This window comes from Stenotrophomonas sp. As-7 (genome assembly GCF_030291015.1).
Taxonomy (GTDB): Bacteria; Pseudomonadota; Gammaproteobacteria; order Xanthomonadales; family Xanthomonadaceae; genus Stenotrophomonas; species Stenotrophomonas lactitubi.
On sequence record NZ_CP127405.1, the window covers coordinates 3,925,594 to 3,946,383 of the forward strand.

The window sequence follows — 20,790 nt, forward strand, 5'->3', positions numbered from 1 at the left end:
TGCCGGACTGGCAACCCTGTGCTGACGACGATATCGTGCAGAAATCGCGGATAAAGCCCGCAACATTGACTTAACTTTCCAGAGTGGGCGAACAATGGACCGGATCGAGCGTTTCCGCATCTTTGCCCGGGTGGTGGAGTGCACCAGCTTCACCCGCGCCGCCGATCAGCTCGGTCTGCCCCGCTCCACCGTCTCGGCGGCCGTGGCGGAACTCGAGCAGCGTCTGGGCACACGCCTGCTGCAGCGCTCCACCCGCAGGGTTTCCACCACCCACGATGGCGACACCTTCTACGTGCGCTGCCTGCGCCTGATCGCCGAAATGGAAGATGCCGAGTCGCTGTTCCGCCAGGACGATGCAGAGCCGAAGGGCCTGTTGAAGATCGATGTGCCCAGCCGGATCGGTCGCCGCATCATCGCCCCGGCCCTGCCCGACTTCTTCGCACGGCATCCGCAGGTCGAGCTGGACCTGGGCATGACCGACCGCGCGGTAAACCTGATCGAGGACGGCTGCGATGCGGTGCTGAGGGTGGGCCAGCTGGGTGACTCCAGCCTGGTGGCCCGCACGCTGGGCCAGCTGGACTTCGTCAACGTTGCCGCGCCTGCGTACCTGCACGAGCACGGCGTACCGCAGCATCCTGCCGACCTGCAGCAGCACCGCGCGGTGAACTACGCATCGCCGACCACGGCGCGGGTGGAGCCCTGGGAATGGCAGGACGGCGCGCAGCTGCGCACGCTGCCGATGACCGGCTGGGTGCGGGTGAACAGCGCCGAGGCATCGATTGCCTGCTGCGTCGCGGGGCTGGGACTGCTGCAGATTCCGCGCTACGACGTGCAGGCCGAACTGCACTCCGGTGCACTGGTGGAAGTGATGCCGCAGCACGTCGCGCAGCCGTTGCCGGTGACCCTGTTGCTGCCGCATCGGCAGCATCGTGCGCAACGTGTGCAGGTGTTTCTGGACTGGCTGGAGCCGCTGCTGCGTGAGCGACTGCAGTTGCAGGGGTGATCGGCCGGGCGGCTGCCCGGCGCCCGCAGAGGCGACTGCAACTGCAACAGCCAGAGCGGCTCTGGGTTGTTGCTTGGTTGGCGGGGAGGAGGCAGATGGCGGGACACGCCGCAAGTACGTCCCTGTAGGCTCGGCCACGGCATCCATGCCGTGGACGGTCCCGCCATCTGCCCCCCTCCCCGCCTCCGATCATTTCCCGGTGACGGCCGGTGGATCCACACCATGCGTGGATGAGGTGTATCGGAAAACACGAAGGGGTCGGATCCGTTTTCCAATGGAAAACGGATCCGACCCCAACCATCAGCACGCGGCTGTTGCTGTTGCTGTTGCTTTTCGCTCTTCTTCTTTCTCTTCCTGCGGTGGAGGCCGCAGGAAACTGTAAGGGGCCGGGTGGGTGGGCTGGGCGGGGGTGTCAGCCGCATGGATGCGGCTGCCAAGCCTACAAGGACGTACTTTCGGCGTCCCCCGAACAGCCCACCCACCCGGCCCAAACAAGCGATCCCGCTTCTGAACCACCCCCGCAGAGGGGGCTCAGCCCGGTGGCCGGGAAACCCGGGGCATCACGCCCCGGATTCGTCCGGCTTGACCCGGAACCACGCCGCATACAGCGCCGGCAGGAACACCAGCGTCAGCACCGTGCCCACGATCAATCCACCCATGATCGAAATCGCCATCGAGCCGTAGAACGCACTGCGCGACAGCGGAATCATTGCCAGCACCGCGGCCAGCGCGGTCAGCACGATCGGGCGGAAACGCCGCACTGTCGCATCGATGATCGAATGCCAGCGGTCATGCCCGGCATCGATGTCCTGCTGGATCTGGTCGATCAGGATCACTGAATTACGCATGATCATGCCCGCCAGCGCGATGGTGCCCAGCAGTGCCACGAAGCCGAACGGCGCGCGGAACAGCAGCAGGAACAACGTCGCACCGATGATGCCCAGCGGCGCGGTCACCAGCACCATCGCCGCACGCGAGAAGCTGCGCAGCTGCAGCATCAGCAACGTGGCCACCACGATCAGGAACAGCGGCATGCCGGCCTTGATCGAGTTCTGGCCGCGAGCCGAATCCTCCACCGAGCCGCCGGTTTCCAGCAGGTAGCCGCTGGGCAGCTCGGCACGGATGCCATCCAGCGTCGGCACGATCTGCTGCACCACATCCAGCGGCTGCATGCCATCACTGATGTCGGCACGCACGGTCACCGTCGGCAGGCGGTTGCGGTGCCAGATGATGCCGTCCTCGAACGCGTATTCCAGCCGCGCGACCTGCGACAGCGTCACCGCAGTGCCACTGCCGGTCGGAATCGCCAGGCTGCCGAGCAGGTCCAGCTGCGCGCGCTCGTTGTCCGGGCCACGCAGCAACATCTCGATCTGGCGATTGCCTTCGCGATAGGTGCTCACGCTCATGCCCGACAACGAGCTGCTGAGGAACTGGCTGACCTGGGCACTGCTGACACCCAGCGCGCGTGCGCGGTCCTGGTCGATCACCAGCCGCACCACCTTGCTCGGCTCGCTCCAGTCCAGGTTCACGTTCATCACGTGCGGGTTCTCGCGCACCTTGGCCTCGACCCTGCGCGCAATCGCCTGTACCTGTGCGATGTGCTCGCCGGACACGCGCATCTGCACCGGATAGCCGACCGGCGGCCCATTCTCCAGGCGCGTCACGCGCATCTGCACATCGGGGAACTGCTTTATCACTTCCTTCAGCATCCAGTCGCGGGTCGATTCGCGGGCCTTCGCGTCTTCGGTAAGCACCACGAACTGGGCGAAGTTGGTGGCCGGCAGCTGCTGGTCCAGCGGCAGGTAGAAGCGCGGCGAACCGGTACCGACGTAGGCCACGTAGTTGCTGATGCCTTCGCGGCCCTTCAACAGCTTCTCCAGCTTGTCGGCCTGTGCCTGGGTCGCGGCCAGCGACGCACCTTCGGCCAGCTCGATGTCCACCATCAGTTCCGGACGGGTCGAATCGGGGAAGAACTGCTGCGGCACGAAGCGGAACAGCATCAGCGAACCGATGAACAGCGCGATGGTCGCGCCGATCACCCACCAGCGATGGCGCAGGCAGGTATCCAGGAAGGCCCGGAAACGGGTGTAGAACGGCCGCTGGTACGGATCATGATCGTGCGCATGCTCCTTCGGTGCGATCCAGCGCGCCAAGGCCGGATGGCGGTCGGCCCACTGCAGGCGCTTGGCGCGCCAGCGGCCGGCCAGACTGTCCGGCTTGGGCAGCTGCGGATTGAACAGGTCCGGCAGCATCTTGTCGCCCAGGTACGGGATGAACAGCACTGCCGCGATCCACGACACCACCAGCGCGATGGTCACCACCTGGAACAGTGAGCGGGTGTATTCACCGGTGCTCGATGCGGCAGTGGCGATGGGCAGGAAGCCGGCAGCAGTGATCAGGGTGCCGGTCAACATCGGGAAGGCGGTGGATTCCCAGGCGAAACTGGCCGCGCGCAGGCGGTCGTAGCCCTGCTCCATCTTGGTGGCCATCATCTCCACCGCGATGATCGCATCGTCCACCAGCAGGCCCAGTGCCAGCACCAGCGCACCCAGCGAAATCTTGTGCAGGCCGATATCGAAGTAGTGCATGACGAAGAAGGTCATCGCCAGCACCAGCGGAATGGTCACGCCCACCACCAGGCCAGTACGCAGGCCCAGAGAGAAGAAGCTGACCAGCAGCACGATCACCACCGCCTCGGTGAGCACCTGCACGAACTCGCCCACCGACTCTTCCACCGCATGTGGCTGGTCGGACACCTTGCGCAGCTGCATGCCGGCCGGCAGGGTCTTCTGCAGGCGTTCGAACTCGGCATCCAGGGTGGCGCCGAGCTTGAGGATGTCACCGCCGTCCTTCATCGCCACCGCCAGGCCGATTGCATCCTGGCCCATGAAGCGCATCTTCGGCGAAGAGGGGTCGGCAAAGCCGCGCTTGACCTCGGCGATGTCGCCCAGGTGCAGCGTGCGTTCGCCGGCCTGGATCGGGAATCTGCGGATGTCCTCGATCGAATCGAACTGCCCGGTCACGCGCAGCTGCACGCGGTCAGTCGGGGTTTCGAAGAAGCTGGTGGCGCTGACCGCATTCTGGTCGGCCAATGCCTGCTGCACCTGCTGCAGCGATACGCCCAGCGTGGCCAGCTTGGTGTTGGACAGCTCGATCCACACCTTCTCGTCCTGCAGGCCGACCAGGTCGATCTTGCCGACGTCGGGCACGCGCTGCAGCTCCAGCTGGATGCGGTCGGCATAGTCGCGCATCACGGCGTAGTCGAAGCCTTCGCCGGTCAACGCATAGATGTTGCCGAACGTGTCGCCGAACTCATCGTTGTAGAAAGGCCCGACGATTTCCCTCGGCAGCGTCGCGCGGATATCGCCCACGCGCTTGCGCACCTGGTACCACAGGTCCGGGATCTGCTTGGAGCGCAGACTGTCGCGCGCCATGAAGATCACCTGCGATTCGCCCGGGCGCGAGTACGAGCGGATGAACTCGTACTCGCCGGTGTTCATCAGTGCTTTTTCGATCGGCTCGGTCACCTGCCGCGAGACCTGCTCGGCGGTGGCGCCCGGCCACATCGTGCGTACCACCATCGCCTTGAAGGTGAACGGCGGATCTTCGGACTGGCCCAGGTGCTTGTACGACCAGGCACCGATGACGGCGAACGCCAGCATCGCGAACAACACCAGCGCACGGTTGCCCAGCGCCCATTCGGAGAGATTGAAGCGGCGCACGGGTCAGTGCCCCTTGCCTGCGGCCGGCGCCGGCGTGGCGGCCGACGGTGCCAGCACCGGGCGGTTCTGGCGATCGACCGGCGTCACCACCTGCCCTTCGCGCAGCAGATGTCCGCCGGCAGCGACCACCCAGTCCGCCGCGCCCACGCCGGACACGACCGGCACGGCCTGCGCGCCATAGGCACCGACCTGCACGGGAGTTGCCTTCAGCGCACCATTGGACGGATTGACCACCCACACGCTGGCCTTGCCATCACTGCCGCGCAGTACGGCCGCCAGCGGCAGCTGCAACGCACCGCTGCGCCCGGCGGTGGCGAACACCCGCGCACTCTGGCCCAGTTCCACTTCGCTCAGCGCTTCCGGCGCCAGGCTGACCCGGGTGGCATAGGTGCGGGCCTGTGCATCGGCGGCCGGTGCGATCTCGCGCAGGGTGCCCGGCAGCAGCTGGCCCGGGCGGTTCCACAGTTCCACCTGTACCGACTGGCCGACCTTGTAGTCGCGGATGTTGCTTTCCGGCAGCGCGATCAGCACCTCACGGCCACCGTCGGCGGCCAGGGTGAACACCGTCTGCCCCGCGCTCACGACCTGCCCGGCTTCGGCCTGGCGGCTGGCGATCACGCCATCGGCGGGCGCGCGCAGCTGCGCGTACTCGGCCTGGTTGCGAGCCACGGCAAGATTGGCCCGGGCGGCATTGGCCTGGCCTTGTGCGGCCTTGAACGCCGCCGTCTGCTGGTCCAGTGCCGAGCGGCTCACCAGCTGGTCTTCGGCCAGCTTGGCGTAGCGCTTCTGGTCATCGCGGGCGCGCACCAGGTCTGCTTCCGCCGCCGCCAGCTGCGCCTGCGACGCCGCCGCCTGCGAGGCGTAGTCGGCCGCATCCAGCTCGGCCAGCAGCTGGCCCTTCTTCACCCGCTCGCCGGCGTCGACGTGACGCTTGACCAGATTGCCGCCAACCCGGAACGACAGGGGACTTTCCTGGCGGGCACGCACCTCGCCGGGGTAGGCGGCCGCGGCTTGCCCATCCTGCGTGGTGGGATGCACCACCAGCACCGGGATGGCCGCCACCGGCTCGGCAGCCTGCTTGCCGCACGCTGCCAACACCACGACCAGTACGCCTACGCCCAACCAACGCATGTTTTTCATGAGGTACAGGACCTGAAAAGAAATCCGGGGGGAACGCGCCGGCAACATACTGTTGCAACGCGGACATTAGTGAACCAGCCGGTATAGTATAAATATCGAACCGCTTGGTCTAGTATTAGCGGGATGAGTTCTCCCACTTCCCGAAAGCCGTCGGCCAAGCCCGCTGCCAAGGCTGCCGGTCCCGGGCGCCCCAAGGACCTGGGTAAGCGCGCGGCGATACTCGAGGCAGCCAAGACACTGTTCATCGAACAGGGCTACAGCGGCGTGAGCATGGACAGCATCGCGGCCCAGGCCGGCGTCTCGAAGCTGACCGTATACAGCCATTTCGGCGACAAAGAGACCCTGTTCTCCGAAGCTGTGCAGTCCAAGTGCATCGAGATGCTGCCCGACGCGCTGTTCGTGGCCGACGTCGAAGGCCCCCTGCGCGACCAGTTGCTGGGCATCGGCATGGCGTTCTTCGAGATGATCACCTCCGACGCGGCCCTGTCGATCCAGCGGGTGATGATGGCCCCGGAGACCGACGAGCGCCTGCGCGAACTGTTCTGGCAGGCCGGCCCGCAACGCACCTGCGAGGCGCTGGCCGACTTCATGCGCTTGCGTGCCGAGCGCGGTGAACTGGACATCCCCGACTGCTACATCGCCGGCCAGCAGTTCCTGACCCTGGTGAAGGGCGAAGTGCACATGCATATGATGTGCGGCATGCCACTGTCACCCGTCGAGACCGATGCTGCGCTCCACGTGGCCGCCAGCGTGGATTTCTTCCTGCGCGCCTACGCCCCGCGAGAGGCCGGAACCGCTGGATAACCAAAACTGAACGAACCGGAGGTCGCGATGACTTCCGGCACTGCGACCCCGGCCACCCCGCAGCAGATGCTCTGGGCGCGCCGCCGGCCTCCGGCACCGGTAAAATGGCCGGCCCACTGCGCTGGATTTGAACCTCATGACGATTGATTACGCCCACGCCCGCGAACTGATGGTGGAACAGCAGATCCGTCCCTGGGACGTGCTGGACATCAAGGTGCTCGACGTCCTGGCCCGCCTGCCGCGCGAGGCCTTCGTCGCCGACGCGCACCGGGCGCTGGCCTATGCCGATGTCGAACTGCCGATCGGCAACGGCCAGAAGATGATGAAGCCGGTCATCGAGGGCCGTACCCTGCAGGCACTGGATCTGCAGCCGGGTGACGAAGTGCTGGAAATCGGCACCGGCAGCGGTTTCCTGTCGGCCTGCATCGGCGCACTCGCGCGCGACGTGCTGAGCCTGGAAATCGATCCGGAACTGGCCGCCGCTGCGCGCGCCCGCCTGGATGCCACCGGCCTGGGCACCAACGTGCGCGTGGAAGTGGCCGATGGCCTGGCCTGGCAGACCGAACGCCGCTTCGACGTGATCTGTGTCACTGGCGCCGTTGACGTGGTGCCGTCACAGTTCGCTTCGTGGTTGCGTCCGGGTGGTCGTCTGTATGTCATCCAGGGCCGTTCGCCGGCCATGGAAGCGCTGTTGGTGAAGGCCGATGGCAGCACCGAGTCGCTGTTCGAGACCGATATCGATTACCTGCGTGGTGCCGCCCCGGCCCCCCAGTTCCACCTCTGAGTCCAAGGAAGCCGCAATGATCCGCCGATCCCTCGCTGTTGCGCTGGCCACTGCCCTGCTGCCGTTGTCCGCCCATGCCGCCGACCTGCTGCAGGTCTATGAAATGGCGCGCAATGGCGACCCGCAGCTGTCCGCCGCCGAATCCACCCGGCTGTACGACAAGGAAGGCGCCGTGCAGGCGCGCGCTGCCCTGCTGCCGCAGATCAATGGCCGGGCCCAGTTGAACCGTTCGCGCAGCGAGCCGAATGCCGACGCCAACTCCGGCTCGTTCACCAGCAAAAGCCGTAACTACACGGTCGATGGCACCCAGACGCTGTTCAACTGGACGCAGATCAACAACCTGCGTTCGCAGCGCGAGCTGAGCAAGGCGGCGGATTTCACCCTCGACTCGGCCAACGACAATCTGATCGTCCGCACCTCGGCGGCCTACTTCAACGTGCTGGTGGCGATCGAATCGCTGAACGCCGCACAGACCAACGAAGCAGCCGCGAAGAAGCAGTTCGACTTCGCCGACAAGCGCCTGGAAGTGGGCCTGGCGCCGATCACCGACGTGCACGAAGCACGCGCCCAGTACGACCAGGCGCGCGCCAACACGATCGTTGCGCAGAACACCCTGGCCGACAACTACCAGGCCCTGACCGAACTGACCGGCCAGCCGGTGATGAACCTGAAGGGCCTGCCGGCCGATTTCCGTCCGGAAGTGCCGGCCAACCGCGGCAACCTGGACCAGCTGGTGCAGCAGGCGACCACGCAGAACCCGGCGCTGAAGGCGCAGGAGCTGAAGGTCGGTGCCGCCGAAGCCGGCGTGCAGGCAGCCCGTGGTGGCCACTATCCGACCCTGTCGCTGGGCGGCAGCTGGGGCAAGAGCGCGACCTGGGGCGACAGCGTCGGCGCCGGTTCGCTCTCACCCGATGCACGCACCAACAGCATCGGCCTGACCCTGAGCGTGCCGATCTTCTCTGGCGGCGCCACCCAGTCCGGCGTGCGCCAGGCCCTGGCCCAGCGTGATATCGCCCAGGATGGTTTCGAGCAGCAGAAGCGCGCGCTGGACCGCAACACGCGCAATGCCTACCAGACCCTGGTACAGGGCATCAGCGAAGTGGAAGCCCGCCGTCTGGCCGTGGTTTCCGCACAGAGCGCCTACGACGCTTCGCAGGTCGGCCTGGAAGTGGGTACCCGCACGGTGCTGGACGTGATCCAGAACCAGCGCATCCTGTTCTCCGCACAGCTGGATTACGCGCAGGCCCGCTACAACTTCCTGCAGAACCGCCTGCTGCTGAGCCAGGCCGTGGGTGGTCTGGATGTCGCCGAACTGCAGGACATCAACCGTCTGCTGACCCAGGACGCGGGCAACCCGTCCACGACGACGAACTGAGTCGGCGGCACCGGTCTGATCGAAAAGCCACCCGTGAGGGTGGCTTTTTTATTGATTGCAGATGGCTGCCGCCGCGAATGGTGCTAGCGCGAACGCCCCGCATGTCGACGTATCAGGGCGCCTGCCAGCACGACCGCCAGCACCATCAGCACCGGTACGAACAAGCGGGACATGACTGCCGGCAACAGACACAGTGCGGTCGCTACAGGTGCGAGCAGCATCGGGATGAACCGCCGTTCGCCAGCCGCCGCCCGCGCCAGCCATTGGCTGCGGGCAACGCCGAGGCATACGGCGGCCAGTACCAGCAGGCCGGCAGGCCCCGGCAGCTGTGGAAGCCAGCCCTCCGGCATCGACAACGCCAACGTCGCCGCCAGCATGGTCAGCGCAATCGTCACCCGCAGATGCGCATCGGTGCGCACGTCGCCGGGTTCCGGCGGCCAGACCTCCACCCCCAACCGCGCGGCCAACAGCAGCGATACCAACTGCAGTGCCGCCAGCCCCGCGCCGCCCGCCAACGGCAACAGTGGCAGCAACCATTGCAGCTGCGGCACACCCTGCAATGCCACCGACAGCGGTCGCGTGCTGGCCAGCGCAGAAAATTCGACCAGGCCGGACTGCAGCGCAGCCAATACCATCAGCCACAGCATCGCCATCAGCACTGCCGCGCCGGCGGCTCTGGAAACCTGCGAACGAGGGTGCGGCACCCCGCCGGCAAACCCTGCCAGCAAGCCTGCACCGAGCAGCACACCGAGCAATGCCACGCCAGCTGCAAGCACGCCGCCCAGCCCGAAGCGATAGGGCGCGGTAGCCGATGGCAGCCATGGAATCCAATTCGCGTAGTGCACATGGCGTGCTGCCAGCAACAACAGCAGCAGGCCAACGCCCAGCTTCACTGTCAGCAGTGCACTGGCCAACAGCAGCACGCGCGGCGTCCGCAGCACTGCAGTGGCGGCCCCCAGCAGCAACACCATGATCGAAGCCGCCAGCGGCAATGTCACCCATTGCGCGGGAGCCGCATCGATGACCTCAGCGGCTGCATACAGATGGCGCGCCATCGATTGCGCCAGGCCTGCGGTGGTCGCCGTCAGTTCCAGCAGCAGGGCGATCACCAGTACATCCGCGAACAGCTTGCCCCAGGCGGCACGCAGCAGAGCATGCAGACCTGAAGGATTCGGTAGACGCCGCATTGCCATACGAAGGCAATACAGCATCGGCACCGCACCCAGAGCCGCCAGCAACAGACTGAGAACAATGGCGGGCCCCGCCTGCGCCGCCGTGTGCTGGCCGACCAGGGCGACAACGCTGCCCCCCAACAGCAGGGTCAGCGCCACCACCAGCAGATGGTCGGTGCCCAGCCCCCCGGTCTTCTCGCTGGGCTGCTGCGCGCTTCCGTTGTCGCCAATCATTCAAAGCTCCCTTGATGTCGCCCAAGCGTGGTCGACAACAGGCTGGCAGCCTGACGCGGTAGGCGGAATCGGAATCAGCACCGTAGCCACGATGATGTGACAGCCTGCACGCCGCGAGCGGTGGGAGCGGTCCGGCTACGACACTTTCAACGCCATCAAGCAGGCTTGATGCAGGCGATCACGACAGAGCCAAGGCCGGGTTTGCCTTGAGACCCCTGATGGCGACTGGCAGGGTCTCAGGCCAGCGGTGGCGGCAGGTGCGGAGCCACCAACTGCAGGGTCCGCTGCAGCGCGCCGCGCCCATTGCTGACCAGTGTGCAACCGGCGCGGGCCATGTCCTCGCGCGCCTGCGCGTCGTCGAGCAGGTGCAGCAGCAGATCGCCCACCGCCTGCGCGTCCTCGCCGATCAGCAGTGCGCCGGCTTCACGCATGCGCCGCGAGATCTCGGCGAAGTTGTGCAGGTGCGGGCCGGTCACCGCTGCAGTGCCCATTGCCGCAGGCTCCAGCAGGTTGTGGCCGCCGATGGCCTGCAGGCTGCCACCGACGAAGGCAACCTGGGCGCAGCCGTAGAACGGCATCAGTTCACCCAGCGTGTCGATGACGAAGACATCGCTGCCGGCCCCTGGCCACTGCTGTGCGCGCCGCGTCGCCACGCTCCAGCCCTGCTCGCGGGCCAGCGCTTCCACCTTTGGGAAGCGCTCGGGATGCCGCGGCGCCCACAGCAGCAGCAGGTCCGGATGCTGCTGGCGCAGACGGCGGTGCAGGTCGATCACCGCCTGCTCTTCGCCATCATGCGTGCTGGCCGCGATCCATACCGGGCGCGTGGCCGGTACATGGGCATGGAACTGTTCGATGAAGGGCTGCACGTCCGGCGTGGCGATGTCGAACTTCAGGTTGCCCAGCGCCTGCACCTGTTCCGGCGCCGCGCCCAGCTGCACGAAGCGTGCGGCGTCATCCTGCGATTGTGCGGCCACGCAGGTGACCGTGCGCAGCGCACGCCGGATCAGTGCTGCCAGCACCCGGTAGCCACGCAGCGATCGGGCCGACAGGCGTGCATTGAGGATGTAGACCGGAATGCGACGGTCGCGGCAGCCGAACAGCATGTTCGGCCACAGCTCGGTTTCCAGGATCAGCGCCAGGCTGGGCTGGAAGTGGCCGAGGAAGCGGTTGACGCTGCCCGGCACGTCGTACGGCAGGTACACGTGGTCGAGCGCATCGCCCCACAGCGCACGCACCCGTTCCGAGCCGGTCGGGGTGATGGTGGTGATGACCCAGCGGATGTCGGGCCGCTGCTCGCGCAGCGCATTGACCAGCGGTGCAGCGGCGTTGACCTCGCCCACCGAGACCGCATGCAGCCAGACCCGTGGCTGGCCGCTCGGCTGCGGATAGGACGCATAGCGTTCATCCCAGCGCCGGAAGTATTCACGGACCCGGAAGCCGCGCCAGACCAGGTGGTACACGGTGATCGGCAGCAGGAGGTACAGCACGGCCGAGTACAGGCCACGCAGGATCCATTCGACAGGGTCTTTACGCATGCGGCAAGGATACGGGAGCCCCCCGGGAAAGACACGCGGCCGGGTTGGTAGAATGGCGGCATGTCCGATGCCACCACCGCCGTCCGTCCGTCGCTGCGTGATCCACGCAACTGGCCGATGTTTGCCGTCATGTTCACTGCCTTCGGGATCGCCCGGCTGCCGTGGATGCTGCAGCGCGCGCTCGGCCGCGGGGTCGGCTCGATCGCCTGGCGCCTGGCCGGCAGCCGCCGCCATGCCGCCGAGGTCAACCTCAAGCTGTGCTTCCCCGAGAAGGACGAGGCCTGGCGCAAGCGCCTGGTGCGCGACAGCTTCGATGCACTGGGCGTGGGCATCTTCGAATGCGCGCGCTCCTGGTGGGGCAGCATCGACAGCATCCGCCCGCAGGTGCACATCGAAGGGCTGGAACACCTCAAGCAGATGCAGGCCGAAGGCCGCGGCGTGCTGCTGGTCTCGGGCCACTTCATGACCCTGGAGATGTGCGGCCGCCTGCTGTGCGACCACGTCGACCTGTCCGGCATGTACCGCAAGCACAAGAACCCGGTGTACGAGTGGGCGGTGAAGTTCGGCCGCCTGCGCTACGCCAAGGCGATGTACGCCAACGAGGACATCCGCGCGACGGTGCGCCACCTGAAGAAGGGCGGCTTCCTCTGGTACGCACCCGACCAGGACATGCGCGGCAAGGACACCGTGTTCGTGCCGTTCTTCGGCCACACCGCATCCACCATCACCGCAACCCACCAGCTGGCGCGGATGACCGGTTGCGCGGTCATCCCCTACTTCCATCGCCGCGAAGGCGGGAAGTACTTCCTGAAGATCGGTGCACCGCTGGAGAACTTCCCCAGCGAAGATGTCGAAGCCGATACCGCTCGGGTGAACCAGGCCATCGAACAGATGGTGCGCGAGGCACCGGACCAGTACCTGTGGATCCACCGCCGCTTCAAGCGCCAGCCCGGTGGGCGGAGCGATTTCTACAAGTGATATGACGGGCGGTCGGGAACGCCCCATCCACGCCATGCGTGGATGCTCTCCGTTCCGATGCCGGAATCTACAACGGCCAACGACACCAGGCGTGGGGGTATTCCCCCAACTCGCCGGCCAGTCCAGCCCGCACCGGATTGGCCAGGAGGTACATCGCCTTTTCATGAAGGGATTCATCGGTGCGTAGCGCATGGTCGTGGTAGCCGTGCTGCCACAGCGGTCCTTTCCGTCCCAGTTGCCGGTTCAGCAGCCGACTGCTGCGTGATTTGAGCACGGCCATGCACTGGGCCGGCGTTCCCTTCTGCAGTTCCATCAACCAGTGCAGGTGGTCGGGCATCACCACCCAGGCGAGGCTGTGGCTGAAACCATTGCGTTCGATGAAACGCAGGGTATCGACCAGGACCGCCACGTTGGCGGCATCGGCAAACAAGGGCGCACGGCCGTGGGTCGCCGTGGTCAGTGAGTACACGTTGCCGGATCGGGAATAGCGACCGTAACGGAGTCTGGAGCTTGCCATGGGCACAGACTGCGGGTTGCGCGACCCTGCGTGCATTGGCGGACCACCTCGCGGCAGGTCGGGAAAAGCCGCGACGACGGCCAATGTTCATGGGAAAGCCCATCCACGCATGGCGTGGATCTACTGATCGGTATCTCCGGTAGATCCACGCCATGCGTGGATACGGCGCTACGCGGCGCGCGGCAGATCGTCCGGTTCGCGCGCCAGCAACGTGCCGACGAACAGCGCGGCCAGCAGCACGGTCAGGCCGCCCCAGAACGCGGAATAGAACGCCAGGTGGGTATTGAGCGGGAACACGGTAACCGCCAATGCCAGCATCGCCGGCCGTGCACGCTCGCGCGCCGCTGCCGGGGCGAAGCGCCATGCACGCCATGCCTGCGCCACCGCCGCCAGCCACAGCAACAGACCCAGCACACCGGTTTCGGCAAGGATTTCCAGCACGATCTGGTGGGCGTGCAGCGCCGGCATCGTGCCCCACACCGCCGGCCCTTCATCCGCAACGCAATGGGGATAGGCATCGCGGAAGCCACGTGCACCGACACCATTGATCGGATGCGCTTCGATCATGCAGGCCGCCGCGCTCCAGATGCGGGTACGACCGGACAGTGCCTGTTCGACCCCGTCCTCGCCACCGCCCCAGGCCATTGCCGTGCGCGCCACACGCTCCCGCAGCTGCGGCACGCTGGCCGTCAGTACGCCCGCCGAGAGAACCCCCACCAGCGCGAGCAGGCCCAACCGCTTCCACCCCAGTTGGCGCACGCCGCTGTAGACAACCACCAGGCCGAAGGTGATCCATGAGGCACGGGAGCCGGCCAGCAACAGCACCACGCCCACCGCAGCAGCGGCCAGCAACCAGCCCGCATTGCCGAAACGGCGCGCCACCGGCAACAACAGGAACGGCGAAAGGCTGGCCAGCACCTGGCCGAATTTCAGGTTGCATGGCCCAAGCGCCCCGCTGAGACGATCAGCCAGCGCGGCTTCATCGGCCGGGCACAACGCGTGGCCGCTGATGGCCAGCTTGAGCTGCTGCAGCGACCAGAACCAGGGGCTGGTGCCTGCCAGTGCCTGCACCAGCGCATCGAGCGTCCACAGCCCGGTGATCACCGCCAGTCCACCCAGGGTCAAGCGCCGCCGCTGCGGGGTGGCCACGGCGATCGCCACCAGCCACATGAAGGGCAGGTAGCGCAGCCCGGCCGCCGCTTTGGTCCAAGACGCCGACGGGTCGACGGCATCGAACGCCGAGAACGCCTGCGGCAACCAGTAGCCAAGGAAAAGAATCGAAGTCAGCGCCCACGCTGCCGGGTTCAGCAGATGCGGTCGATGCTGCACCCGGCGGATGACCATGCGTGCCGCGGCGTACAACGCTCCCAGGCCCAGCACCGTTTCGGCGATGCCTGGCAGCGGCCACAACGCGACGTAGGCCAGCACCCACCAGGGTGCCCAGCGGCCAGCGCGCTCGTCGCGCAGGGGCGGCGTGGCGTCAGCCAGCGAGGTCGGCATAAAGGCGGAGGGTATCGCGCTGCATGGCCTGCAGGGTAAACGGGATACGGCCCGGCAGCGATGGCGGCTGGGCCAGCAGGGCCAGCGCACGTTCACCCAGCAGCTGCGCATTGCCCAGCGGCACGGCACCACTGGGCTGCAGCTGCTGCAGCAGTTCGCCGACCCCACCATGGTTCCAACCCAGCACTGGCCTGCCGACCGACAACGCTTCGACCACGGTGCGACCGAAGGCCTCCGGCTTGTCAGACAGCTGCAGTACCAGATCGCTGGCCGCGTACGCCTGGGCGATGCGCGCGGTCGGCGTGCTGATGTGCACGGCCCCGGTCACGCCAAGCATATCTGCCTGCCTGCGCAGCTCTGCCACATAGGCTTCGCGGCCAGGCTCGTCGGTGCCCAGCATCCACAGCTGCGCCGGCACGCCCGCTGCACGGACATCGGCCAGCAACTGCAGCGCGTGGGCGTGGCCTTTCAGCCGGGTGCCGCGACCGGGCAGCAGCAACAGCGGTCCATCGACCTGGGCCAGCCAGGGATAGTCCGCCGCCAGCGCCAGCCGGGGCCGTCGATCGGCGCGTGCCACACGCGGGAACTGGCTGACATCCACCCCACGCGGGATCACCTGCAGCCTGTCGCGGGCCACCGTGGGGTAATGCGTGTGCACGTAGTCGCGCACGCTGTTGGATACACAGATCACGCGTTCGCCGCTGGTCATCACCGCGCTGTAGCGGCCGGGCGAATTCAGCCCATGCACGGTAGTGACCCAATGCGGGCGCTGCGCCGGCTGCATCGCACGGATCGCATACAGCCCCAGCCACGCCGGCAGGCGCGAACGGGCGTGGACAATGTCGGCGCCCACTTCGGTGAACAAGCGACGCAGCGTGGGCAGATGGCGCAGCGTCAGCAGCGACTTGCGGCCGATATCCAGGGTCAGATGCTCGGCACCGCTGTCGAGCAGCGGCTGCACCAGGCGACCGCCGGCCGACACCACCAGCGCGCGATGGCCGGCAGCGACCAGGGCCGCGGCGATTTCAAGGGTCGAGCGCTCGACGCCACCGGAGTGCAGCGCCGGCAGCAACTGCACCACGGTCAATCGGCGCATCGAGGGGGCGGCCGCTTAGTCGGCCAGCACGAACACGGCACCGCAGTAAGCACACTGCGCTTGCCCGTTGGGTTCGTCTTCGATGGGCAGGTACACCCGCGGATGCGAGTTCCACAGCGCCATTTCCGGAGTCGGGCAGCTCAGCGGCAGATCGCTGCGGTGCACGGTGTAGCGCTTTTCAGCGTTGGCGGGCGCGGTGGCGGTATGGCTCATGGCGAATGTCGATGAACGGATTGCGAGGCCTGCGATTCTAGCATCTGGGCCCGGCAAACACCGTGCGCGGCGTGGCCGCTGCGCGCGGCGGCCAGCTTTACCCCACGCCCTGGTCCCGCCATGCAACCGCCCTGCCCGCTCCCCGGCGACGGCGCCGAGCCACGGCGGCAGGAAATCCCCAAGCGCACCAGCCAGTTCCGTGCAGAACCGGTCTTCGTCCGAATTTCCCGCATTTGGATCGAACTAAATGGCACTTGTCAGGGCCCCGCCGGCTGTTGCAGCATCGGGTCCGATCCATTCCTGACCCGATCGCATGGCCCGCCCCCCACCGGACCTGCATCGCCTCCCGACTGCCCCGTGGCGGGCGGGGCGATGCTGTCCGTGGTGTTCGCCGATGCGGGTTCTGCCTGCCGCCTGCCCTACCGGGAGACCCTGCATGACCCTGTCCGACCCACGCCGCGCCCTGCTTCCGCTCGCCCTGGCCCTGGCCTGTGCGACTACTGCGACACCGGTGCTGGCGCAAGGGCTGCAGACCTCCTTCGAGCCGGGCGAGCCGGCACCGGCCAGATCCGCTGGCGCGCTGTCCGTTGACGTCGGCAGCGGCCCTGGCGCGCCGTACGCGGCCAAGCGCAACGTCGGCTACAGCGGCCTGCATGCGTTGCACTACAGCGCCAATGGCGGCCAGGCACGCCGCGAACTGTTCAAGACCGATGTGCCCATCGAGACCGACACCACGTTGTCCTGGCTGGTACTGCCGGAGATCGTCGGCAAGGACACCGTGGCCTCCACCTATGTGTCGCTGGACCTGCTGCTGGACGATGGCAGCCGCGTATCCGCCAGCGGCGCGCGCGACCAGCACGGCGTGGCGCTGGGCGCACAGGCGCAGGGCGATTCGAAGACGCTGTATCCGCAGCAGTGGGCGCGCAAGGCGGTACGCCTTGGCGATGTGCCCGCGTTGAAGGGCCGCCGCGTGATCGGCATCGAGCTCGAGGTGGCCAGCGCCGATGGCGCGCCCGTGTCGGGCTGGATCGACGACGTACGCCTGGACGTGCAGCCACGACAGGCACCGCAGCGTGTCTCCGACTGGGTGTTGACCACGCGCGGAACCCAGGCCAATGGCACTTTCTCACGCGGCAACAACTTCCCGGCCACCGCTGTACCGCACGGCTTCAACTTCTGGACGCCGGTGACCGATGCCGGCGCACTGAACTGGCTATACCGCTGGAACGAGCAGAACAATGCGAAGAACCGGCCGCAGCTGCAGGCGCTTGCCCTGAGCCACCAGCCCAGCCCGTGGATGGGCGACCGACAGACCTTCCAGGTGATGCCCTCCACCACGCGCGGTGTGCCTGAGGCTGATCGCAGCAAGCGGGCACTGCCCTTCGACCGCGCACAGGAAAGCGCACGCCCGTATCGGTACGACGTGCGCTTCGACAACGGCATCGCCGCATCCATCGCCCCCACCGACCATGCCGCGCTGTTCCGCTTCGATTTCCCCGCAGGTGGCGACGCCAACCTGCTGTTCGACAACGTCGATGCGCGCGGTGGGCTGACCCTCGACGCCGCCACGCAGACGTTGTCCGGCCACACCGATACCCGCAGCGGCCTGTCCAACGGCGCCACCCGCATGTATGTGGTGGCCAGCTTCGACAAGCCGTGGCGCAGCAGCGGCCAGATCGGTACCGGCCGCCCGACCGGCTACATCAAGTTCGACGCAGGCAGCGAGCGCCGGGTGACGATGCGCATCGCCACCTCGCTGATCTCCATCGAGCAGGCACGCCACAACCTGGCGCTGGAAATCGCCGCAGCCGATACGCTGGAAAGCGTGGCCGGGCGTGCACAGGATGCGTGGGACGCGCGCCTGGCCCGCTTCGACATCGGCAACGCCAGCGACGACCAGAAGACCACGCTGTACTCCAGCCTGTACCGGCTGTACCTGTACCCCAATTCCGGCCACGAGAATGCGGGCACCGCCGCCGCTCCGGATTGGCGCTATGCAAGCCAGGCCAGCGCCGCCGATGACAACACCGATGGCAGCGCAACGCGCAGCTTCGCACCGGTGCGCGACGGCAAGGTCTTCGTCAACAACGGCTTCTGGGACACGTTCCGCACCACCTGGCCGGCGTATGCGCTGTTCACCCCGGATGATGCCGGGCAGCTGGTACAGGGCTTCATCGAGCAGTACCGCGCCGGTGGCTGGATCGCGCGCTGGTCCTCGCCCGGCTACGCGGACCTGATGGTCGGCACCAGTTCGGATGTGGCCTTCGCCGATGCATGGCTGAAGGGCATCGGTGGCTTCGATCCCGAAGAGGCCTATGCCGCAGCGCTGAAGAACGCCACCGTGGTGCCGCCGGACCGCCATGTCGGCCGCAAGGGCATGGACCGCTCAACGTTCCGCGGCTATGCCAGCGCCGACGTGCACGAGGGCATGTCGTGGACGATGGAAGGGGCGCTCAATGATTTCGGCATCGCCAACATGGCCGAAGCGCTGGCCAAGCGCGCGACGACATCGTCCGCGCGCGAACGCTACACCACCGAAGCCGACTACTTCCGCTACCGCGCCACCAGCTACGCGACGATGTTCGATCCGGCCGCCGGCTTCTTCCAGGGCCGCAAGCCCGATGGCAGCTGGCGCCTGCAGGCCAAGGATTACGATCCGCGCGTGTGGGGCCACGACTACACCGAATCCAATGGCTGGACATTCGCCTTCACCGCCGCGCACGATGGCGAAGGCCTGGCCGCGCTGTACGGTGGCCGCGACAAGCTGGCCGCCAAGCTCGACACCTTCTTCGCCACGCCGGAAACCGCCGACGCCGCGTTCGCCGGCTCCTACGGCGGCACCATCCACGAGATGACCGAAGCGCGCGATGTGCGCATGGGCATGTACGCGCACAGCAACCAGCCGGCACACCACATCCCGTGGATGTACCTGTATGCCGGACAACCGTGGAAGACCCAGCAGCATGTGCGCGAAATCCTGTCGCGGCTGTATGTCGGCAGCGAGATCGGCCAGGGCTATCCGGGCGACGAGGACAACGGCGAGACCTCGGCGTGGTACGTGCTGGCCTCGCTGGGCCTGTATCCGCTGCGGATGGGCGCGCCGGAATACGCGATTGGTTCGCCGGCGTTCCAGCATGCGCGCGTGGAGTTGCAGGGCGGTGCGGTATTGACCGTCAATGCGCCGCAGAATTCGCGTGAGAACGTGTACGTGCAGTCGCTGAAGATCAACGGCAAGCCGTGGACGAAGACCTGGGTGCCGCACGAGGTGATCGCCAAGGGTGCGACCCTGGACTTCGTGATGGGCCCGCAGCCGTCGCGCTGGGGCAGCGGCGTGGATGATGTGCCGCGCTCGCTGACCGCGCGTGGCCGGCGACCGCAACTGCTGCACGACCTTCTGGGCGGCGGCGCGCAGGCAACGCTGGCCGACGGTCGCGCCCTGCCCGCGCTGGTGGACGACGATGCCACGACGGCGGTGCCGCTGGGTGGTGGCGCGACCATCGCGCTGAGCCATGTGGGCGATGGCGTACCGACGATGTACACGCTGACCAGCGGTGATGGTGCTATCCGCGGCGGCGAGTGGACGCTGGAAGCACGTACCGGCAATGGGCGTTGGGTAACGCTGGACCAGCGCCGCGGAGAAGAGTTCACCTCGGCCCGGCAGACCCGCCCGTTCCGTATCGCTTCGCCCTCACGCTACGCCGAGTACCGTCTGCGCCTGGCTGCGCCGGGGCGCCTGCAGCTGGCCGAGATCGAACTGTTGGCGCCCTCCCCCCTACAATGACGTCCATGCGCCTACGTTTCCTCCCCCTCGCTCTTGCCGCCCTTGTATCTCCAAGTCTCAGCCAGGCACAGCCGCAGACCCAGGCCTTCGATGGCCAGGTCAGCCGTGACGGGGTAACGCTGTATTACCAGGACGCTGCCGGTGCGCTGGCCGCGCCGGTGCGCAAGCGCATCATCGATACGTTCTACTTCGCCTACCTGCGCGAGCGTGCGGACTTCCGCCCGGCCGCGCCGAACGAAGTGCGCATCGTGATCGATCCGGCGTACACCGGCGTCGCCTTCGTCGGCGACAAGGACAAGGCCAGCACCATCACCATCAATCCGGGCTGGCTGGCCCAGCACCCGGATGACATCGATCTGGTGACCCACGAAGCAATGCACATCGTGCAGGGCTACCCCAGCTACGGCGACAAGCGCGTGCCGGGCTGGCTGGTGGAGGGCATCGCCGACTACGCGCGCGATCGCTACGGCATGAACAACGCCGCTGCGGGCTGGGCGTTGCCGGACAAGCTGAGCCAGGGCCAGACGGTGGAAAGTGGCTATCGGGTAACCGGTGCTTTCCTGAAGTGGGCCGAAGCGGCACACCCGGGACTGGTGCTGGCACTGGACAAGGATCTGCGCGACGGGCGCTATGCACCCGCGCTGTGGCAGAAGCACACCGGCAAGACCCTGCCGGCGCTGTGGACGGAGTACGCCAAGCCGCGTTCCCCGGCCCCTGCACCGCCGCCCGCCCGACGCGCGAAGCGGCGATAAGCCCGACGTTGCCGGGGCGATGCCCCGGCGGCCTTCAACGCGAATGCACGAAGCCGGCGTACAGCGCGAACAGCTGCTGGAAATACCGCTTGCTCACTCGACTGCGCATGACACTGCTCCGCCCATGGAAAGTTGGTCGGGCCCAGGGTGGGAAGGCCGGTCCGGTCCCTTCCCACGGCCAGGC

At 67.0% G+C, this 20,790-nt stretch carries 15 protein-coding genes; 7 read left to right on the forward strand and 8 right to left on the reverse strand.

Annotated elements, in window-relative coordinates:
* The first annotated feature begins 94 nt into the window (after window positions 1–94).
* Window positions 95–1,003, forward strand: a complete 909-nt coding sequence (locus QP457_RS17940) for a LysR family transcriptional regulator (RefSeq protein WP_205406461.1) — start codon at window positions 95–97, stop codon at window positions 1,001–1,003.
* 560 nt (window positions 1,004–1,563) lie between these two features.
* Here the strand turns inward: QP457_RS17940 and QP457_RS17945 are convergent.
* Both QP457_RS17945 and QP457_RS17950 read right to left on the reverse strand, forming a co-directional pair.
* Entirely contained in the window at window positions 1,564–4,725 is a 3,162-nt protein-coding gene (locus QP457_RS17945; protein WP_205406186.1) for an efflux RND transporter permease subunit, read from the reverse strand.
* A gap of 3 nt (window positions 4,726–4,728) precedes the next feature.
* Window positions 4,729–5,865: an efflux RND transporter periplasmic adaptor subunit gene (locus QP457_RS17950; protein ID WP_100553499.1), complete on the reverse strand. Its 1,137-nt coding sequence runs from the start codon at window positions 5,863–5,865 to the stop codon at window positions 4,729–4,731.
* A 123-nt stretch (window positions 5,866–5,988) separates the two neighbouring features.
* Here QP457_RS17950 and QP457_RS17955 point away from each other — a divergent pair, with 123 nt between their 5' ends.
* From QP457_RS17955 to QP457_RS17965, 3 genes are all read left to right on the forward strand, one after another.
* Window positions 5,989–6,669, forward strand: coding sequence for a TetR/AcrR family transcriptional regulator (locus tag QP457_RS17955; RefSeq protein ID WP_100553500.1), 681 nt, complete (start codon window positions 5,989–5,991; stop codon window positions 6,667–6,669).
* A gap of 136 nt (window positions 6,670–6,805) precedes the next feature.
* On the forward strand, window positions 6,806–7,453 hold the full coding sequence (locus tag QP457_RS17960) for a protein-L-isoaspartate O-methyltransferase (protein ID WP_032975442.1): 648 nt from the start codon (window positions 6,806–6,808) through the stop codon (window positions 7,451–7,453).
* Window positions 7,454–7,469: 16 nt separating this feature from the next.
* Complete coding sequence (locus QP457_RS17965; protein WP_180165937.1) at window positions 7,470–8,828, forward strand: TolC family outer membrane protein; 1,359 nt, start codon at window positions 7,470–7,472, stop codon at window positions 8,826–8,828.
* Between the two features lie 83 nt (window positions 8,829–8,911).
* Here the strand turns inward: QP457_RS17965 and QP457_RS17970 are convergent, their stop codons facing one another.
* On the reverse strand, window positions 8,912–10,234 hold the full coding sequence (locus QP457_RS17970; protein ID WP_240196693.1) for an amino acid transporter: 1,323 nt from the start codon (window positions 10,232–10,234) through the stop codon (window positions 8,912–8,914).
* 236 nt (window positions 10,235–10,470) lie between these two features.
* Window positions 10,471–11,769, reverse strand: coding sequence for a lipid IV(A) 3-deoxy-D-manno-octulosonic acid transferase (gene waaA, locus QP457_RS17975; RefSeq protein WP_100553503.1), 1,299 nt, complete (start codon window positions 11,767–11,769; stop codon window positions 10,471–10,473).
* A gap of 60 nt (window positions 11,770–11,829) precedes the next feature.
* Between waaA and QP457_RS17980 the strand changes: the two genes are divergently transcribed.
* The gene (locus QP457_RS17980) at window positions 11,830–12,747 is read left to right on the forward strand and encodes an LpxL/LpxP family Kdo(2)-lipid IV(A) lauroyl/palmitoleoyl acyltransferase (RefSeq protein WP_089236760.1); all 918 of its coding nucleotides are present in this window, start codon (window positions 11,830–11,832) and stop codon (window positions 12,745–12,747) included.
* Window positions 12,748–12,814: 67 nt separating this feature from the next.
* Here the strand turns inward: QP457_RS17980 and QP457_RS17985 are convergent, their stop codons facing one another.
* The 4 genes from QP457_RS17985 to QP457_RS18000 form a co-directional block, all read right to left on the reverse strand.
* Entirely contained in the window at window positions 12,815–13,264 is a 450-nt protein-coding gene (locus tag QP457_RS17985) for a transposase (protein WP_205406187.1), read from the reverse strand.
* Window positions 13,265–13,432: 168 nt separating this feature from the next.
* Window positions 13,433–14,764, reverse strand: a complete 1,332-nt coding sequence (locus tag QP457_RS17990) for an O-antigen ligase family protein (protein WP_205406188.1) — start codon at window positions 14,762–14,764, stop codon at window positions 13,433–13,435.
* Window positions 14,745–15,860, reverse strand: coding sequence for a glycosyltransferase (locus QP457_RS17995; protein ID WP_100553506.1), 1,116 nt, complete (start codon window positions 15,858–15,860; stop codon window positions 14,745–14,747). Before QP457_RS17995 ends, QP457_RS17990 begins: the two co-directional genes overlap by 20 nt.
* Before the next feature lie 15 nt (window positions 15,861–15,875).
* The gene (locus QP457_RS18000; RefSeq protein WP_025874129.1) at window positions 15,876–16,073 is read right to left on the reverse strand and encodes a zinc-finger domain-containing protein; all 198 of its coding nucleotides are present in this window, start codon (window positions 16,071–16,073) and stop codon (window positions 15,876–15,878) included.
* A gap of 436 nt (window positions 16,074–16,509) precedes the next feature.
* Between QP457_RS18000 and QP457_RS18005 the strand changes: the two genes are divergently transcribed.
* The gene (locus tag QP457_RS18005) at window positions 16,510–19,854 is read left to right on the forward strand and encodes a GH92 family glycosyl hydrolase (protein WP_205406189.1); all 3,345 of its coding nucleotides are present in this window, start codon (window positions 16,510–16,512) and stop codon (window positions 19,852–19,854) included.
* Window positions 19,851–20,606 (forward strand): basic secretory protein-like protein, encoded by a 756-nt coding sequence (locus QP457_RS18010; protein ID WP_205406190.1) that lies wholly within the window; start codon window positions 19,851–19,853, stop codon window positions 20,604–20,606. The genes QP457_RS18005 and QP457_RS18010 overlap by 4 nt, the downstream gene beginning before the upstream one ends.
* Window positions 20,607–20,790 lie beyond the last annotated feature (184 nt).

What these genes read in the sequence shown, in the direction of transcription:
- QP457_RS17940 (WP_205406461.1), top strand. Translation starts at nt 95, where the DNA reads ATGGACCGGATCGAGCGTTTCCGCATCTTTGCCCGGGTGGTGGAGTGC.
- QP457_RS17950 (WP_100553499.1), bottom strand. Translation starts at nt 5,865, where the DNA reads ATGAAAAACATGCGTTGGTTGGGCGTAGGCGTACTGGTCGTGGTGTTG.
- QP457_RS17955 (WP_100553500.1), top strand. Translation starts at nt 5,989, where the DNA reads ATGAGTTCTCCCACTTCCCGAAAGCCGTCGGCCAAGCCCGCTGCCAAG.
- QP457_RS17960 (WP_032975442.1), top strand. Translation starts at nt 6,806, where the DNA reads ATGACGATTGATTACGCCCACGCCCGCGAACTGATGGTGGAACAGCAG.
- QP457_RS17965 (WP_180165937.1), top strand. Translation starts at nt 7,470, where the DNA reads ATGATCCGCCGATCCCTCGCTGTTGCGCTGGCCACTGCCCTGCTGCCG.
- QP457_RS17970 (WP_240196693.1), bottom strand. Translation starts at nt 10,234, where the DNA reads ATGATTGGCGACAACGGAAGCGCGCAGCAGCCCAGCGAGAAGACCGGG.
- waaA (WP_100553503.1), bottom strand. Translation starts at nt 11,769, where the DNA reads ATGCGTAAAGACCCTGTCGAATGGATCCTGCGTGGCCTGTACTCGGCC.
- QP457_RS17980 (WP_089236760.1), top strand. Translation starts at nt 11,830, where the DNA reads ATGTCCGATGCCACCACCGCCGTCCGTCCGTCGCTGCGTGATCCACGC.
- QP457_RS17985 (WP_205406187.1), bottom strand. Translation starts at nt 13,264, where the DNA reads ATGGCAAGCTCCAGACTCCGTTACGGTCGCTATTCCCGATCCGGCAAC.
- QP457_RS17990 (WP_205406188.1), bottom strand. Translation starts at nt 14,764, where the DNA reads ATGCCGACCTCGCTGGCTGACGCCACGCCGCCCCTGCGCGACGAGCGC.
- QP457_RS17995 (WP_100553506.1), bottom strand. Translation starts at nt 15,860, where the DNA reads ATGCGCCGATTGACCGTGGTGCAGTTGCTGCCGGCGCTGCACTCCGGT.
- QP457_RS18000 (WP_025874129.1), bottom strand. Translation starts at nt 16,073, where the DNA reads ATGAGCCATACCGCCACCGCGCCCGCCAACGCTGAAAAGCGCTACACC.
- QP457_RS18005 (WP_205406189.1), top strand. Translation starts at nt 16,510, where the DNA reads ATGACCCTGTCCGACCCACGCCGCGCCCTGCTTCCGCTCGCCCTGGCC.
- QP457_RS18010 (WP_205406190.1), top strand. Translation starts at nt 19,851, where the DNA reads ATGACGTCCATGCGCCTACGTTTCCTCCCCCTCGCTCTTGCCGCCCTT.